Source organism: Reichenbachiella agariperforans, from assembly GCF_900142205.1.
Taxonomy (GTDB): Bacteria; Bacteroidota; Bacteroidia; order Cytophagales; family Cyclobacteriaceae; genus Reichenbachiella; species Reichenbachiella agariperforans.
In genome coordinates this window covers 160,878-176,806 of record NZ_FRAA01000008.1, presented here as the reverse complement: position 1 = coordinate 176,806, position 15,929 = coordinate 160,878, and the positions used below count along the sequence as shown (strand labels likewise).

At 45.0% G+C, this 15,929-nt stretch carries 11 protein-coding genes; 10 read left to right on the top strand and 1 reads right to left on the bottom strand.

Annotated elements, in window-relative coordinates:
• Nucleotides 1–110 precede the first annotated feature (110 nt).
• Nucleotides 111–662 (top strand): hypothetical protein, encoded by a 552-nt coding sequence (locus tag BUB99_RS17505; protein WP_073124693.1) that lies wholly within the window; start codon nucleotides 111–113, stop codon nucleotides 660–662.
• A 288-nt stretch (nucleotides 663–950) separates the two neighbouring features.
• Here BUB99_RS17505 and BUB99_RS17500 read toward each other — a convergent pair whose 3' ends face one another.
• Nucleotides 951–1,517 (bottom strand): helix-turn-helix domain-containing protein, encoded by a 567-nt coding sequence (locus BUB99_RS17500; RefSeq protein WP_073124692.1) that lies wholly within the window; start codon nucleotides 1,515–1,517, stop codon nucleotides 951–953.
• A 248-nt stretch (nucleotides 1,518–1,765) separates the two neighbouring features.
• Between BUB99_RS17500 and BUB99_RS17495 the strand changes: the two genes are divergently transcribed.
• From BUB99_RS17495 to BUB99_RS17455, 9 genes are all read left to right on the top strand, one after another.
• Nucleotides 1,766–5,008 (top strand): SusC/RagA family TonB-linked outer membrane protein, encoded by a 3,243-nt coding sequence (locus BUB99_RS17495; protein ID WP_073124690.1) that lies wholly within the window; start codon nucleotides 1,766–1,768, stop codon nucleotides 5,006–5,008.
• 38 nt (nucleotides 5,009–5,046) lie between these two features.
• Nucleotides 5,047–6,597 carry a SusD/RagB family nutrient-binding outer membrane lipoprotein gene (locus BUB99_RS17490; RefSeq protein ID WP_073124688.1) on the top strand — a complete coding sequence of 517 codons (1,551 nt, stop codon included), beginning with the start codon at nucleotides 5,047–5,049 and terminating at the stop codon, nucleotides 6,595–6,597.
• A 161-nt stretch (nucleotides 6,598–6,758) separates the two neighbouring features.
• Entirely contained in the window at nucleotides 6,759–7,799 is a 1,041-nt protein-coding gene (locus BUB99_RS17485) for a sulfatase-like hydrolase/transferase (RefSeq protein ID WP_245816873.1), read from the top strand.
• Nucleotides 7,800–7,808: 9 nt separating this feature from the next.
• Nucleotides 7,809–9,476 carry a metallophosphoesterase family protein gene (locus BUB99_RS17480; RefSeq protein ID WP_084190635.1) on the top strand — a complete coding sequence of 556 codons (1,668 nt, stop codon included), beginning with the start codon at nucleotides 7,809–7,811 and terminating at the stop codon, nucleotides 9,474–9,476.
• Nucleotides 9,477–9,520: 44 nt separating this feature from the next.
• Complete coding sequence (locus BUB99_RS17475) at nucleotides 9,521–10,615, top strand: phosphatidylinositol-specific phospholipase C1-like protein (protein ID WP_073124683.1); 1,095 nt, start codon at nucleotides 9,521–9,523, stop codon at nucleotides 10,613–10,615.
• Nucleotides 10,612–11,967, top strand: a complete 1,356-nt coding sequence (locus tag BUB99_RS17470; protein ID WP_073124681.1) for an alkaline phosphatase PhoX — start codon at nucleotides 10,612–10,614, stop codon at nucleotides 11,965–11,967. The genes BUB99_RS17475 and BUB99_RS17470 overlap by 4 nt, the downstream gene beginning before the upstream one ends.
• Nucleotides 11,964–13,847 (top strand): metallophosphoesterase, encoded by a 1,884-nt coding sequence (locus BUB99_RS17465; RefSeq protein WP_073124680.1) that lies wholly within the window; start codon nucleotides 11,964–11,966, stop codon nucleotides 13,845–13,847. The genes BUB99_RS17470 and BUB99_RS17465 overlap by 4 nt, the downstream gene beginning before the upstream one ends.
• A complete protein-coding gene (gene pbfA, locus BUB99_RS17460; RefSeq protein WP_073124678.1) occupies nucleotides 13,840–15,207 on the top strand; it encodes a (R)-1-hydroxy-2-aminoethylphosphonate ammonia-lyase in 1,368 nt (455 codons plus the stop codon). The genes BUB99_RS17465 and pbfA overlap by 8 nt, the downstream gene beginning before the upstream one ends.
• Before the next feature lie 31 nt (nucleotides 15,208–15,238).
• The gene (locus BUB99_RS17455; RefSeq protein WP_073124676.1) at nucleotides 15,239–15,928 is read left to right on the top strand and encodes an HAD-IA family hydrolase; all 690 of its coding nucleotides are present in this window, start codon (nucleotides 15,239–15,241) and stop codon (nucleotides 15,926–15,928) included.
• The last annotated feature ends 1 nt before the right edge of the window (nucleotide 15,929 follow it).

Genomic DNA, 15,929 nt, shown 5'->3' with positions numbered 1-15,929 from the left:
GCGAATTCTCTGAATTCGCTACTTAGATAAACGAAACAGAACACGAACTTAAACACGCCACGACGCACAACTAGAGCGTTGTGTGTAATTTAAAACAAACTCGATAGAAATTGGAAACTAAAGATGTTTTTTACATAATAGGAATTTGTGCTACTCTAACTTTGAGTATAATAACATTGTATTTGAATTTAAAAAACAGACGAAATGCTTTAAGAGAACATCTTTACAAAGAGCAAATAGATTTCTTCAAAGATTTATTTCTTGAACTTAATAAAATGAATGCCGAATTTGATAAAATCATAAACAATCCTAATAGAATAAAAGAATCCGAATATCAAAATATTATAAATAACATTGCTTCAGTATTCCAAAATAATGAATTTTTGATTCCAAGTGAAATTGCGGAATTGAGCAAGAATCTGATAGTTGATAGTCAGGAATTTTATTTAATTCAATTAGGTAGTGATACTAAAAAGAAACAGTTGGCTTATGAAGTTTATTATGAACAATATTATTCTCTTCTAAAATATGTAAAAGATTTTTATGGAACTGACAACCTTTCAATCGAAAATAAAAACCTACACAAGAAATCAAATTTGTCTGAAAATAAAATGCTGAGAGAAGTTTTAACTCAAGTAACTAAAAATGTTTTGGAATTATAAAAAACTACACCTAATCGAGTAGACGGCTGACGATCAAATGACCGCCAGTGCGCCTCTCACACCACCCAGCGTACAGCCTGTCCCGTATCAAGTACGGGACAGGCTGTACTGGGCGGTTCATCCAATCAGACTTTCACTTTGGCGTAGTAATCCATCATACTTTCAGTGTATGGACGAAATCGCGTGTGCACTTCCTTTAATTGGGGCGCAGTGGTGTCACGTATGCAGGACCGAATTCAGTTTGTACTGGATAGAGGTTAGTTGATTTGTGATGCTTTCATCATCTATTTATGGGAATAAAAAATAGATGACTAGCAGCTGAACCCGTTCCTCGGCAGCTTTGGGATAGTGGGGGATACGGGCGTCAAAGAATATCGAGTCACCTTCTTGCAGCAGGGTGCTTTCTTCTCCTATGATGTATTCGATTTTTCCAGAGAGAACAATTTTGAACTCATAACCATCGGTGCTGGTGGGTTCATATTTGGCGTGTGGTTCTACTGTCAGGTGTACGATATCTACATTGAGGTTGAGGAGGCTTTGGTTGATGATGGAGTGATACTTGAATCCCACACGATCTTCCTTTTCTATTGTTTTTCGATCTTCTTTTTTTACGACTGTGAAATTGTGACCGTTTTTTAGGTACATGTCTTCAAAGAAATCTTTGGGTGCTACTTCGAGTGATTCTAGGATATTGATGAAAACAGGTAGAGAAGGGATCGTGCGTGAGTTTTCTATTTTTGAGAGTAGACTTTTACTGATTTTGGATTGGTTGCTTAGTTCGTTGAGTGAGAGGTTTTTTTGGTTGCGGAGGGACTTGATTTTGTTACCGATCCAGCTAACTACGATGTTGTTCATGGCTTTTCTTTGGTTTCTTATTTGTCAACTTACGTACAAGTATAGTTTCATATTAGTAAACTTAACATTTGTTTAATGACTTTATTTTGATTCAGTGTTGTCAATTGGGTTTCATATTAGTCAATTAATTTAATGTTAACAAATGGACTTTTTGCGCTACTGATCTTACAGATAGTGTAACATTTTCAACATACTCACTTCAAAGTAGAATTTGATATTGCGGGATCAAAACACAAAAATCAAATTCTATGAACTCAATTTTATTGAATCCAAAAAACATTAAGCTACTGCTACAAAGCTTGGTGCTCGTTTTTGTTCTCATGGGTAGTATTGTCGCTAGCGCACAGGATAGACGCATCGAAGGACAAGTATCTGATGCTACAGGGACTGCTGTCATCGGCGCGACTGTGATCGTCAAAGGGAATGAAACTGTAGGTAGTATTACAGATGTCAATGGTCGTTACTCTCTTACGATTCCATCTGGTGCAGAGAAGCTGATCATGACTAGCATAGGTTATGCGACTCAGGAAGTAACGATAGGTAGCCGCACAGTAGTGGACGCTACATTAGCAGAAAATGTAAAAGAACTCCACGAGGTAGTGGTCACTGCTCTTGGTGTGGAAAGAGAAACTAAGGCACTAGGCTATTCAGTGCAAGAAGTACAAGGTGATGACATGACCGAAGCGCGCGAGACCAATATGGTCAGTGGGTTGAGTGGTAAAGTCGCAGGTGTACAGGTGACTAACTCAGGATCTACCATAGGAGGATCGGCTAGAGTTACGATCAGAGGAGAGTCCTCATTGAACATCAATGGAAATCAGCCCTTGTTCATCGTGGATGGTATTCCAATTAGTAATCAAGTGCAGGGCGCATCGGGTAGTGGAAACCTAGAAGTGGATTACGGGAACGCCGCAGGAGAAATTAACCCAGATGATATTGCTACGGTGTCTGTTCTTAAAGGGCCTGCAGCAGCAGCCCTGTATGGCTCACGTGCTGCTAACGGGGCAATTTTAATCACAACCAAGACAGGGAAATCCTCCAAAGGAATCGGGATAACTATCAACTCTAATACGACTTTTGAGAATCCATTGCGTTTGCCAGAGTGGCAAAATACATACGGACAAGGAAACAATGGTCAGTTCGAGTTTGTAGATGGTTCGGGATCAGGGATCGCGGATGGTGTGGACGAAAGCTGGGGTCCTAAGTTGGACGGTCAGTTGATCTCGCAGTTTGACTCACCACGAAATATTGATGGGTTTAGGGGAGGTGATCTTAATGCACCTGCTGGGAGTACTATCACACCTACTGCATGGTCTCCAAGTCCAGACAATATCAATGACTTTTTCGAAACAGGAGTGACACTGACGAATAGTATCTCGATTGCTTCGTCTAATGACAAAGGAAACATAAGGCTGTCATATACCAATTTGGATCAAAAGGGAATGGTACCAAATACTGATTTGAAAAGAAACACACTTGCTTTGAATACAGGGGTGAACTTGACGGATAAATTGAAAATCAATGCTTCTATCAACTACATCAATACTGAGAGTGGCAACCGCCCAGCGATTAGTTATGGTACGGAGAGTTTGATGTACTTATGGATATGGTATGGTCGTCAGGTCAATACCAACAACCTGAAGAATTATTGGATGCCAGGGATGGAAGGTGTACAACAGTTCAATTACAACTACAACTACCACGACAATCCTTATTTCACGACCTACGAAAATACTAATGGTCAATCCAAGGACAGAGTATTGGGGAATGTGTCTGCTACCTACAAGTTTACCAATGAGTTGAGCTTGATGGTTAGAACAGGTACTGATTTTTACAACGAACTCAGAGATAGAAAAAGAGCCTTTAGTACACAGAGATTCCCATTAGGTATGTATCGTGAGGATAAATTGTACTTCAACGAACGCAATTCTGACTTCCTTTTGACATACAATAAGCAATTGAATAAGGACTTTGGTTTCACGGTTTCAGTAGGAGGTAATCAAATGAAGCAAACCTTCAACTACAATCAAACCGTTGCTCCTCAGCTATTGATTCCAGGGATTTATAACTTCTCTAATTCGGCTGTCAATCTTCAAGTTTCTCAAAACGATACTGAGAAGAAAATTAACTCGCTATATGGTTACGCTCAGTTCGCATACAAGAACATGATCTTCTTGGATGTCACAGGACGAAATGACTGGTCTTCGACATTGCCAGTTGATAACAATAGCTATTTCTACCCATCAACGACATTGAGTGCGGTGATTAGTGATATGGTAGCGCTTCCGTCACCGATTTCATTTGTTAAGTTGAGAGGCGCATACGCACAGGTTGGTAACGATACAAATCCATACAGTCTGTCTAATGTCTATGTGTCAGAGACTGCATGGGGTTCTACTCAGGCTAAAAGTGAGTCTTCTGTTTTGGCTAATGCTGAGTTGAAGCCAGAGAAAACAGCTTCATTCGAGTTGGGTGCAGATGTGAGGCTCTTTAAAGGTAGATTGGGATTAGATTTTACATACTATGACAATCGTACAAGTGATCAGATCATCCCGATCGCATTGGATATAGCTACAGGCTATAATAGCCGTATCATCAACGCAGGAGAGATTCAAAACAACGGAATCGAACTTATGGTGAACGCTACGCCAGTTCAGTTGGCCAATGGATTGACCTGGGAGATGGGAGTCAACTTTACACGAAACAGATCAAAAGTAATCGAATTGACGGAAGGCTTAGATACATATACCATGACTGAAATAAATGGAGCTTATGTACAAGCACGAGTAGGTGAGCGAATGGGGGATATCTATGGTGTTGGTTTTGCGAGAGTTGAAGATGAGAACAGTCCGTATTACGGTCAGATTATTCACTCAGCTGAAGGTACACCTCTCCGTGGTTCTGAATTGGAAAAACAAGGCAACTATAACCCAGACTGGATGATGGGTATCCAAAATACGCTTTCATTCAAAGGCCTATCATTGGGGGTTTTGTTTGATATCCGTCAAGGAGGTATAGTTGTGTCTCGAACCAAGACGATTGGCAGTACTTCTGGTCAGTTGAAAGAGACATTATATGGAAGAGAGAATGGCTATGACCTAGCTTTAGATGGAAACGGTATCATTTCTGAAGGTGTAATTCAAAATGCCGATGGTTCTTTTATACCAAATAATGTGAAAGTTGCTTCTAGAAATTGGCACAACAGATACTACGAGCGAAACAACGTAGAGGCTGCAAAGTATGATGCGTCGTATGTCAAGTTGAGAGAGGTTAAGTTGAGCTACACGATGCCTAGCAAGTGGTTTGTTAGTACGCCAGTTAGATCGATCAAAGTATCTGTAGTAGGTAGAAATCTAGCTCTTTGGACGGAGAACCCGCATTTTGACCCAGATGTCATGGCGATGAGTGGAGGGACACTACAGCCAGGGATAGAAAACATGGCCTACCCATCTGCGAGAAGTTACGGTTTCAATATCAACATCAACCTATAATTCAGGGACATATTTCTAAATAGTATAAATACAGAAAGATGAAAAAAATTAATATAAAAGCAATTCCCGTAGCGCTAGCATTAGCATTTGCTGTGTCAGCCTGTGACCAAGGGTTCGAAGAAACCAACGTCAACCCCAATAGCCCTGAGGCTGTGCCTGCTTCTCTCTTGCTTCCGACTGTCATCAGAAAAGGAGTGTCTGAGACCGCTGGTCTAGCATGGGGGTATGGTAATGTCGTGATGCAATATTCTGCAAAAATTCAGTTTACTAACGAGGATCGTTATAACTGGGGACCCGCTAGTGATCCGTATGATCCATTCTTCAATTCGATGCGTGATGTGCAGAATATCATCAATATCTCTGAAGAGTCAGGTGAGGACAATTACAAAGGAGTCGCACTCGTGATGAAATCTTGGATGTACTCTGTGATGACAGATACTTATGGCGATTTGCCATATAGTCAAGCTGTAGCGGCCAAGTCTGGTGTGAATTCACCGGTTTTTGATACGCAGTCCGATATATACGCAGGGATTATTGCTGATCTAGAATCAGCTAATACACTTTTAGATCCATTAGGAGCGAGTATCGAAGGAGATATTTTGTTCGCTGGAGACATCATGTTGTGGAAGAAGTTTGCAAACTCCCTATTGTTGAGAATTCACATGAGACTGTCTGATAGAATAGATCCTAGTGCTGCGATGCAAGCGATCATGAGTGATGCGAGTACTTACCCAATCATGACAGGCAATGAAGACAATGCCGCATTGCAGTATTTGCAAGATAACCCGAATCAGCAGCCACTTTATACGACGCGTTCAGGTTCATTTGATGAGTATCGACTGAGCGAAAATATGGAAGACATTCTCAAGTCATTGAATGACAACAGAATCTACGCTTATGCTCAACCTACTACTAATTCTGGCGCAGGGCTTGTTGGGGCTTTGGATGACTATCAAGGAGTGCCTAATGGCCTAGCTGATGAAGAGGCATTGGCTTACTCTCCTAGTGGTGAAGCGGATAAGGGCGGATCTAACTACATCTCTAGAGTAGGCTTGATGTTCTCCTGTTCAGCATGTGATGATTTGGCTTCACCGATTGCAAGACAATCGATCTTGATGAGCTATTCTGAGTTGCAGTTTGTATTGGCAGAGGCGAGAGAGCGTGGGTTTATTTCGACGGGTGATGCCGAGACTTACTACACGAATGGCATTCAATCTTCATTTGACTACTACATATCGAGACTTGATGTGGGTGGTTATACTGATATCAGTGCAGCAGTAGCGCCAGACGCGACTTATTTCACACAAGCAGATGTGGCTTACACTGGGACGCAAGCAGAGCTTTTGGAGAAAATCGGGACACAAAAGTGGATCGCATTGTTTTTCAGCGGAATGGAGGCATGGTTCGACTGGAGAAGAACGGGTTACCCGACGATCACGCCTGGAGCAGGAGCAGTACAGTCGACAGTGCCAGTGAGATTCATCTACCCGACTGATGTACAGGCTCTCAACAAGGATAATTACGATGCAGTGATCGCTCGTCAGGGACCAGACAATCTCAACACGAAAGTGTGGTGGGATATAAATTAATACGATAAGGATATAAAAACCACCCCTTCACCTCTGAATAAGAGACGGGGTGGTTTGTCTTTTCGATATAATGATGTCTAGCACACTAGCAATCAAATTTTGTCAAAAAACACAATACTTTAAGGATGAAAAAAATATCAATACTGTGCCTACTATGCTCAATGTCAATTATGAGCTTGGCGCAGAAAACAGAAAATGTCATACTCGTATCTCTTGATGGTTTGAGATGGCAAGAATTGTTCGGTGGAGCGGACTCTTTATTAGTTGATGATTCTAAATATGTCGAGAATCCAGAAGAACTGACCGAAGCATTTTGGGTCAATGATCCACTACAAAGAAGAGAAATGTTGATGCCTTTCTTTTGGAACACCATCGCAGCAGAGGGGCAACTCTATGGCAATAGGAAGTATGGAAATAAGGTAGACTGCAGCAACCAAATGTGGTTTTCATACCCAGGCTATAACGAGATATTGACGGGTTTTGCAGATGACGAAAACATCAGTAGCAACGATAAAATCAACAATCCCAATGTCACCATTCTAGAGCATCTCAACAATACCAAAAAATACAAGGGGCAAGTAGCAGCCTTCGGCTCTTGGGATGTGTTCCCCTACATCATCAACAGGGAGCGCAGTGGTCTCCCAATCAATGCCGGGTTTGAGAAAGCAACTGATAGTCCTAACGAGACCGAGTCTTTCTTGAACAAGATTCAGGACGAGATCAGAGGCCCTTGGGGTGGCGTTCGGTTGGATGTGTTTACCCATCACTATGCCATGGAGTACATGAAGAAAAACAAGCCTAAGGTGCTCTATGTCGCCTACGGTGAGACGGATGATTTTGCTCATGATGGCGAGTACGACCAGTATTTGAAATCTGCGAAGCAAACGGATGCTTATATCAAAGAGCTATGGGATTATGCACAGTCTCAGGAACAGTACAAAGGCAAGACGACTCTGATCATCACAACGGATCACGGCCGTGGCACACACCCAAAGAAAACTTGGCAGCACCATGGCAACCGCATCAAAGATGCTGGTGAAATCTGGATAGCAGTGATGGGACCAGATACCCCTACTAAAGGTGAAATAAAAGAAGAAGGGCAGTTTTACCAAAACCAAGTGGCGCGTACTGTCATGGAGGCTCTGGGAGAAAAATACAAGCAACCTAAAGCTGGTGAGGCAGTGCAGGGAGCAATTCAGTAGTAGTGATTTATGAATAGACTAGTTGTTACGTTTGTAATTTTGTTTGTCTGGGGGTGTAGTAGCCCTCAGACTCATTTCCCCATTCCTACTTATTCGGATGTGTTATTAGGAGACTTGACAGCCAATGCAAGGTTGGACTCTCTGCTGCATTTGCCTATGATGGTTGGCATGGATGTCAATCAAGACTGGCAGGTAATTGCCACAGATACGGTTGGAGGCTTGAATCCCACCATACCGTCCTTTGATAGTAGCGAGTCTGTAACACTCCCACATCGAATCCTACTGCCCAATTCACCGATTTGGTACAGAACCTCTGTGCCACTCGATAACGGCGTACTGCACATTCGTGCCGATGATGGCGCACAGCTTTGGCTCAATGGCCAGCGTGCTCATCGATTGACAGGAGAATATTTTCCCATTCATGCTACATCCAATCAACCTACAGAAATCACGATTCGAGTGCTCAACAACGCCATGGAGGGTGGGCTCAGAAGTGTCCAATGGATTGCTCAAAAGGGCTGGTCAGACTATCAGAGCACCCAACAAAAACATTACGATCAGTGGATCACAGAGCGAAAGCTCAGCTTGATTCATCCAGATTTGAAACAAGCAGATTTGTCAGTATATCCAGCCATGCTTACCGATCCCTACTGGCAAGCAGCCAATGATAGTCTCTACCTAAGGTGGCAATCTGAGGGAATAGAGCAGGCAATCCTCCGATTCGGAAAAGATTCTTTAGATCTCAATCTGCACAAAACGGTCTCAGGTGTTTCAGGGAATTTTCTGACTTCTTTTCCATCCTTTGAGAACATAATCTATTACCAAATACAACAAGGAAAGACGCAATCGCAGATCTATAGTTTCCAAAAACAAATGGTAAAGGACACTTTCCAATTGGCACTCTGGGGAGATAGCCAAGGAGGTTGGACAACATTTGGGCAGCTTATATCTCGTATGAATGAACATGAACCCGCCTTCGGTTTAGGAGCAGGGGATCTTGTTGATCAGGGTAGTGACCGTTTCGCATATTTACAGTTTGTAGAGGCCTTGAGTCAGTCCACTTTTGTGCATTATCCAGTGCCGGGCAATCATGATTATGACGGGTATTACGATGACCTCCATCCAAAGAATTACTTTGAGTTTGCTGCTTTGCCTCATCAAAAGCAGTATTTCTCATGGACTGAGGGCAATTGTGCTTTCATTGCATTGGATCCTGATGAACGGTTTCCTGTTGGGATACCAGAGGGCTCTGCGCAGTACGATTGGTTTATTGAGCAGATTCATTCATCCGCTTGGGTGTCAGCGGAGTGGCGATGGATTGTATTGCATCATCCGCCTTACTCACAAGGTTGGCCAGGCTATCACGGTGAGGTATCTATACTGGAACTCCTAGAGCCGCTTTTTGAATCCACTCGCATCGATCTAGTGGTCGCTGGACACAGCCATGACTATGAGCGATTGATCCGTCAGTTTGGAGCGCAAAAGACAGCGTTTCTGGTTGTAGGTGGTGGAGGAGGAGGTCTTGAACCTTCGGGTTTGTCCGACTGGCCAGTCATGGATACCGTCATCAAAAAACACCACTATGGTATAGCTACAGTACAAGGCAAATCATTGACTTTCAGAGCCTATGATCTGGAAAATCAATTGATGGATAGTCTAACCTTAACGCACCAATGATTCACCCAACCCAAAAGAATTTAGCAATTAATCATTTTATATTCATGAAACATTTGACCCCCATATTCTTTCTCTTCCTGACAGCAATCGCCTGCCAACCCAAGCAAGAAACCCAAGTACCAATCAAGCTCAACCAAATGCAAGTCATCGGTAGCCACAACAGTTACAAGAGCGGTATAGAACCCGCCCTGATGCAATTGTTGATTCAAGAAGACTCTGGTGCGATGGGCTTGGACTACAGACACCTGCCACTCGATCAGCAGTTGGATTTGGGACTGAGGAATCTGGAAATAGATGTCGTGTATGACCCAGAAGGAGGGCGTTTTCAGCAGCCTTTGGCTTTGCAGTTGATGGATTCTCTGGGAATCCCAGCCTTACCATTCGATACGGCTCATGAGTTGTCGACTCGGGGCATCAAAACTTTTCATATCCCGGACATTGACTTTAGGAGTCACTGTTTGACTTTCAAGGGATGTTTGTCGGATGTACGGACCTGGTCTATGGCAAATCCTACCCATTTCCCTATCATCATCACGATCAATCCTAAGAACTCCGGCATCAACAAGCCAGGATATACCGAAGTGACGGCTTTCGATGCACAGGCTTTGGATAGTTTGGATGCGGAGATCGCAGCTGTATTTGCAGATGAAGAGCTGATCACCCCTGGACTGGTACAGGGATCAGCAGCGAGTTTGAGGGAAGCGGTCTTGACTACTGGCTGGCCAGCATTGGACGCTTCGAGAGGGAAAGTTTTGTTTGTCTTCGATGCAGGTCGTGAACTAACTGAGCAGTATTTGCAAGGTGACGTAGCGAGCAAACCGATGTTCGTGGATGTAGAAGAGACGCACCCTATGGCTGCATTTTTCATCATGAATGATCCGATTGAGCAGGAGCAGGAAATCAGAGAGCGAGTCAAAAAAGGCTACATGGTCAGAACCCGCGCAGATGCCAATACAGATGAAGCGAGGAAGAACAACTACGAGCGATTCGAGGCTGCCAAACGCTCAGGCGCACAGGTGATCACCACAGATTACTATATCAAAGAAATCAATCCATTCAGTACTTTCCAAGTCACATTTGATAGCTCGACCTACGAAAGAAGCAATCCAGTGTCCATCCATCCCAATCCAGCACTATGAATTCAAGAAGAAAATTTATCAAGCAGTCTGCAGTAGTTTCCATAGGATTTGCAGGACTAGCACAGTACCTGACCCATTGTTCGTTTGCCAAAAATGAAACCATGACAGCTGCCAATCAATGGTTGGAATTACCAGAAGGATTTGAGGCAAAGATCATCTCTCAGTGGGGAGAAAAAATGTCAGATGGATTCTTTGTACCGAGCAGAGCAGATGGCATGGCGGCTTTTGATTTGGATGGAAAAGTCGTCCTCATCCGCAACCATGAGAACAGCCCTAATCCCATTGAATTTGGTCCATTTGGCAAAGATTTGGAGCTGTTTGATCTGTTGCACAAAGAGCAGTTTTATGACCATGGATTTGGGAAAAACCCAAGTCTAGGAGGTACGACTACTGTGGTATTTGACGAAGAGAAGCAGGAAGTCGAGAAGCAGTTTTTGAGTCTGATCGGTACCAATCGCAACTGCGCAGGTGGACCGACTCCATGGAACACCTGGATCACCTGTGAGGAAGACACTACGCCACAAGGCGAAGAAAATGAGCAGTCTCATGGATACAATTTTGAGATTCCTGTCAGTGGCACAGGATTGATCGTACCTAAGCCCATCAAGGCGATGGGTCGCTTCAACCACGAAGCGGTGGCTGTAGATCCCAGTACTGGCATAGTCTATCAGACCGAGGATCAGCACGACAGTTTGATCTATCGTTACCTGCCTCATGTGCCGGGAGAGCTCCATGAAGGAGGCGTGCTACAGGCCTTGGTTATCAAAGACCAGTTGAGCTTTGATACACGAAATATTGAACAACAGGCGCTGGCAGTTGGCCAGTCACTTGCTGTGGAATGGATGACGCTTGACAATGTCGAAAGCCCAGCGGATGATTTGCGCCACAGAGGTTTCGAAGCGGGAGCGGCTGTTTTTGATAGAGGCGAAGGCATGTGGTATGGTAACGAGGAGGTCTATTTTGCCTGTACCAATGGCGGCAAGAACCGCTCAGGTCAGGTGTTCAAATACAAACCGAGTCCGTTTGAGGGGACTGATCGGGAAGCCGAACAGCCCGGTGTTTTGACTTTGTTTGCAGAACCCAATGATACCGAGATACTGAAGTTCTGCGACAACCTGACCGTTTCACCATGGGGTGATGTGATCTTGGTGGAGGATGTAGCGGATGCCTACATCCGAGGCATCAAGCCGGACGGAGAGATCTACAACATTGGTAGAAATGTAGGCTCCAAATCAGAGCTCACGGGCGTATGTTTTTCGCCATCCGGCAAAACACTATTCGTCAATGTACAAGAAGAAGGGCTCACCATGGCCATCACAGGGCCTTGGGATCAATTGAGAGACAAAGCATGAAAAGATTATTAATTCTAGTTGTTTTAATAGGAACAGTACAATTTTCGCGAGCACAGGACGCCCTCAGCGAATGGTGGTTTTGGCCAGACTATACGCTGGATCGCCATGCCAATAACCCCATCGGGCCAAGATTAGAATCGCCTAAGTCACCCGTTGCTCCTTTGAAATACAAGACCTATCCGTTTGAGTTTTTCGGTCAAGATCCGACGGAGCGAGTCGAAGGGTTTTTTCCTTCTGAGCGAGTGCCAACGGAGGCTTTTTCGGTGGAACTCTGGTTGCTCTATCATGTCAATCAAGAGGTGGGCATCATGACCACCTATCGTTATCAGCATCAGGAGCAAGATCCGCTGTGGTTGCTGGGTGTCTATGGTCGTCAGGTAGTTTTTACACTCAAAGATCAGGAGTCGGCGTTTTCTAGCGCGCTGAATGTTGAAGTGGAGGGACGCGGATGGAAGAATTACTGGGCACATCTGGTAGCCACCTATGACGGGCAGTTCATGAAACTCTACCTCAATGGCGAACTGAAAGCTCAGATGAAAGTCGGTAAAATCATGCAATACGACCCGAAAGTCATGCAGTTGGAGAATGCTGCCTACCTCTCTCATGAGCCCTACATGCAGATGGGAGATTTGTTGAAGTGTCAGCGACTGTATCGTCAGGCTTTGAGCAAAAAGGAGATTGAAAAGAACTTCGAAGACTTTCAAAACCTGACCATAGAAGGCAAGCTCTACCCAGACCTATTTCATTACAATGCTGGACCTTACCTACAGATGGGTACGCCTACCCAGATGGGGGTCGTCTGGGAAACCAGCGAACCCACCAATACAGTGATTGAGTACGGGACTTCTGTGCCCTTGACGGAAAGTGTGAAGCTAGAGACCCTAAAAAGCAACCGCGAAACAGGCACAATTGAAGGCAGCAACATCAATCAATACGTATTCAAAAACCTAGAGCCGGGTCAAGCTTATTTCTACAACATCAAATCAACTACCAAGGATGGGCAGGTGATAGAAAGCGGAATTTCGACCTTCAAAACTGGGGAGGTTGCGCCAGCATCTTTCACCTTCTCGGTGATTGGTGATACGGAGGCGCGCCCACATGTCAACAACCGTGTGTCCAAGTTGCTTTGGGACGAGCGACCTGAGTTTTTGCTCAATCTTGGAGACTTGACTGATGGCGGTCAAGAGGCCAACAAGTTCCAGTGGAACTATGAGTACTTCCATGCCATGAGTCAACTGACCTCACGCATTCCGGTGTATCCAGTTGCGGGCAATGGAGAGGGTGATCTGTATTGGTTCAATCAGTACCACATCTTGCCGTACAAGGACAAGGCCTACTACAAATTCACCTTTGGCAATGCGGAGTTCTTCATGCTCGATAGCAACCGAAAGGATCAGTTTGCGGAGGGAGCGGAGCAGTATGTCTGGCTAGAGGAACAGCTACAGCACTCTACTGCTGAGTGGAAGTTCGTGGCGCATCATCATGCACCCTATTCTTCGGATGAGGACGACTATGGTGACAGTTGGAAGGAGTCTACCTCCATGGGCGACCCAGAGATCAAGCCCATCGTGCCACTCTACGAAAAGTATGGTGTGGACATGGTCTTCTTCGGTCACCTGCATACCTATCAGCGGACCCATCAGATATTGGACAACAAAGTCACCAAAACCAAAGGTGTGACTTATGTCCAAGCCGGTGGTGCAGGCGGTAATTTGGAGGATTTTGCACCGACTCGTTCATGGTTCAGTGCCAAGACATTCAGGGGACATCACTACTTGACCATCGAGGTGTTTGGGGACGAGCTGGAGCTGCGCATGTACGATAGCGAAGGCCGAATGAAAGACATATTTAAACTCAATAAATCAACCAACCATGAGTAACATGACTGCCTCCTTCGTACAGCAAGGAGATACGCACAAGTCTGGGGTGCAGAGCCGAAAGGCCGAATCCCTGAGTCAAGCGTCACGGACGATATTGAATCGTGATGCCAATATTTTTTTGCACCAAGCATTGTCTTCGCCTGTGATGAATGTCATCGAGAGGGCAGAGGGCGCTTACATCTTCGACCATGACGGCAAGCGCTACTTCGACCTGCATGGCAATGGCGTACACCACATCGGGTACAACAACCCTGCTGTCGTAGCAGCCATCAAACGTCAACTGGACGATCAGTTGAGTTTTGCTCCGAGACGCTACACGGCACAGGTGACGGTGGATTTTGCAGAGAAGTTGGTGTCGATGGCACCTGAGGAACTGGACCGGGTGTTGTTTTGTCCGGGAGGATCGGAAGCCATAGAGATGGCCGTGATGCTCGCCAAGCGTGTGACGGGCAAGTGGAAGACAGTTTCCTTTTGGAATCAATTTCATGGCAGCACCTTTCAAGCAGCGACGCTCAGTGGCAATGCCCACTGGACGACTGGCGTGGGGCCCATGGTGCCGGGTGCATTTTTCGTGGAGTTCCCGAACTATTACCGCAATCCCTGGGGTATAGATCCTGCTGATACAGATGCCATCGATGCTGCCTATCTTGATCAGCTGCGTGTGGTGTTTCAGAACAATCCAGATATCGCAGCGGTGGTCGGGACGCCTGTGGCATCTACGCCTTTTATCCCGACAGCTAGATATTGGCAGACTGTGAGAACACTTTGCGATGAGTACGGCGCATTTTTGATCTTTGATGAAATCGTGTGTGGCATGGGGCGAACGGGTAAAATGTTTGCCGCGGAGCACTATGTCACCCCTGATGTATTGGTAGTGGGCAAGTCTCTAGGCGGAGGAATACTGCCGTTTGCAGGTATCTTGACCAAGGACAAATACAACGTCGTGGCAGATTATTCGATCGGGCATTTTACGCATGAGAAGAGTCCGATTAGTGCAGCAGCGGGGCATGCGACCATTGACTTCATTCAGCAAGAAGAATTGGTGTCACGTGCGGAATCATTGGGTAGCTACCTGCTCAAAGGATTGCAAGAGATGGCAGCTGCATATGATCAGATCGGTCATGTGGACGGGATCGGTTTGCTCCTGTCGATAGATCTGGTGACCTCAAAGAAGTCCAAAGAACGGAACCCAACTTTAGCGAATGCGGTATTGGAATATGGCCTGTCCAAAGGCTTGTCATTCAAAGTGATCGATACCAATGTGGTCACACTGCATCCTCCCTTGATCATCAGTCAGGACGAAGCGGATTTTATACTGGAGAGCTTCAGACAGATTTTCAAAAGCTTAATAAAAAATTAACCATTGTGCTTCGGCATTATAATATAGATATATGAATTTGAACGGAATAGAGCTGGTCGTATTTGACATGGCTGGCACCACAGTAGAAGAAGGAAAAACAGTGTATCAGTGTGTGAAAAAAGCATTGGAAAGAGTCGGCATCCATCTGGAGTTGGAAGAGGTGTTTAGAGCAGTGGGTGGGATGAACAAAACCGAAGGCATCAATCAGTTGATTGATGCGCATGCGCCTGAGACTAGTGATGAAGAGCGTGAGGCAGTCAATGCAGATTTTTTTAAGATTTTGATCAAAAAATACGAAGAGACAGATGAAATAAAGGCTTTTCCAGGAGCGGTAGAGTTATTTGCAGAACTACACAACCGTGGGATCAAAGTAGCCCTAGATACTGGCTATAGTCGGGAGATTGTGGACCTATTGCTCAAGCGTCTAGGCTGGACTGGAAGTGATTTGATCGATTTCACAGTGACCAGTGATGAAGTAGAATCGGGCAGACCCTCGCCAGAGATGATCCAAAAGATCATGGCGCATTTTGGAATCACAGACGCACAGCGAGTCGTCAAAGTAGGGGATACCCAATCCGATATGGAAGAGGGACTCAATGCCCAGTGCAAGTACATCGTAGGCGTAGCGTCCAACATGTACAGCCGCGAAGAATTGACAGCTTTGGGCGCGACACATGTCGTCTCCAATCTGATGGAAATCATGGATTACGCCAAAGTATAAG

Bases quoted from the DNA above. Each gene is read 5' to 3' on its own strand.
- BUB99_RS17470 (WP_073124681.1), top strand. From the start codon at position 10,612: ATGAATTCAAGAAGAAAATTTATCAAGCAGTCTGCAGTAGTTTCCATA.
- pbfA (WP_073124678.1), top strand. From the start codon at position 13,840: ATGAGTAACATGACTGCCTCCTTCGTACAGCAAGGAGATACGCACAAG.
- BUB99_RS17475 (WP_073124683.1), top strand. From the start codon at position 9,521: ATGAAACATTTGACCCCCATATTCTTTCTCTTCCTGACAGCAATCGCC.
- BUB99_RS17455 (WP_073124676.1), top strand. From the start codon at position 15,239: ATGAATTTGAACGGAATAGAGCTGGTCGTATTTGACATGGCTGGCACC.
- BUB99_RS17490 (WP_073124688.1), top strand. From the start codon at position 5,047: ATGAAAAAAATTAATATAAAAGCAATTCCCGTAGCGCTAGCATTAGCA.
- BUB99_RS17485 (WP_245816873.1), top strand. From the start codon at position 6,759: ATGTCAATTATGAGCTTGGCGCAGAAAACAGAAAATGTCATACTCGTA.
- BUB99_RS17465 (WP_073124680.1), top strand. From the start codon at position 11,964: ATGAAAAGATTATTAATTCTAGTTGTTTTAATAGGAACAGTACAATTT.
- BUB99_RS17500 (WP_073124692.1), bottom strand. From the start codon at position 1,517: ATGAACAACATCGTAGTTAGCTGGATCGGTAACAAAATCAAGTCCCTC.
- BUB99_RS17495 (WP_073124690.1), top strand. From the start codon at position 1,766: ATGAACTCAATTTTATTGAATCCAAAAAACATTAAGCTACTGCTACAA.
- BUB99_RS17480 (WP_084190635.1), top strand. From the start codon at position 7,809: ATGAATAGACTAGTTGTTACGTTTGTAATTTTGTTTGTCTGGGGGTGT.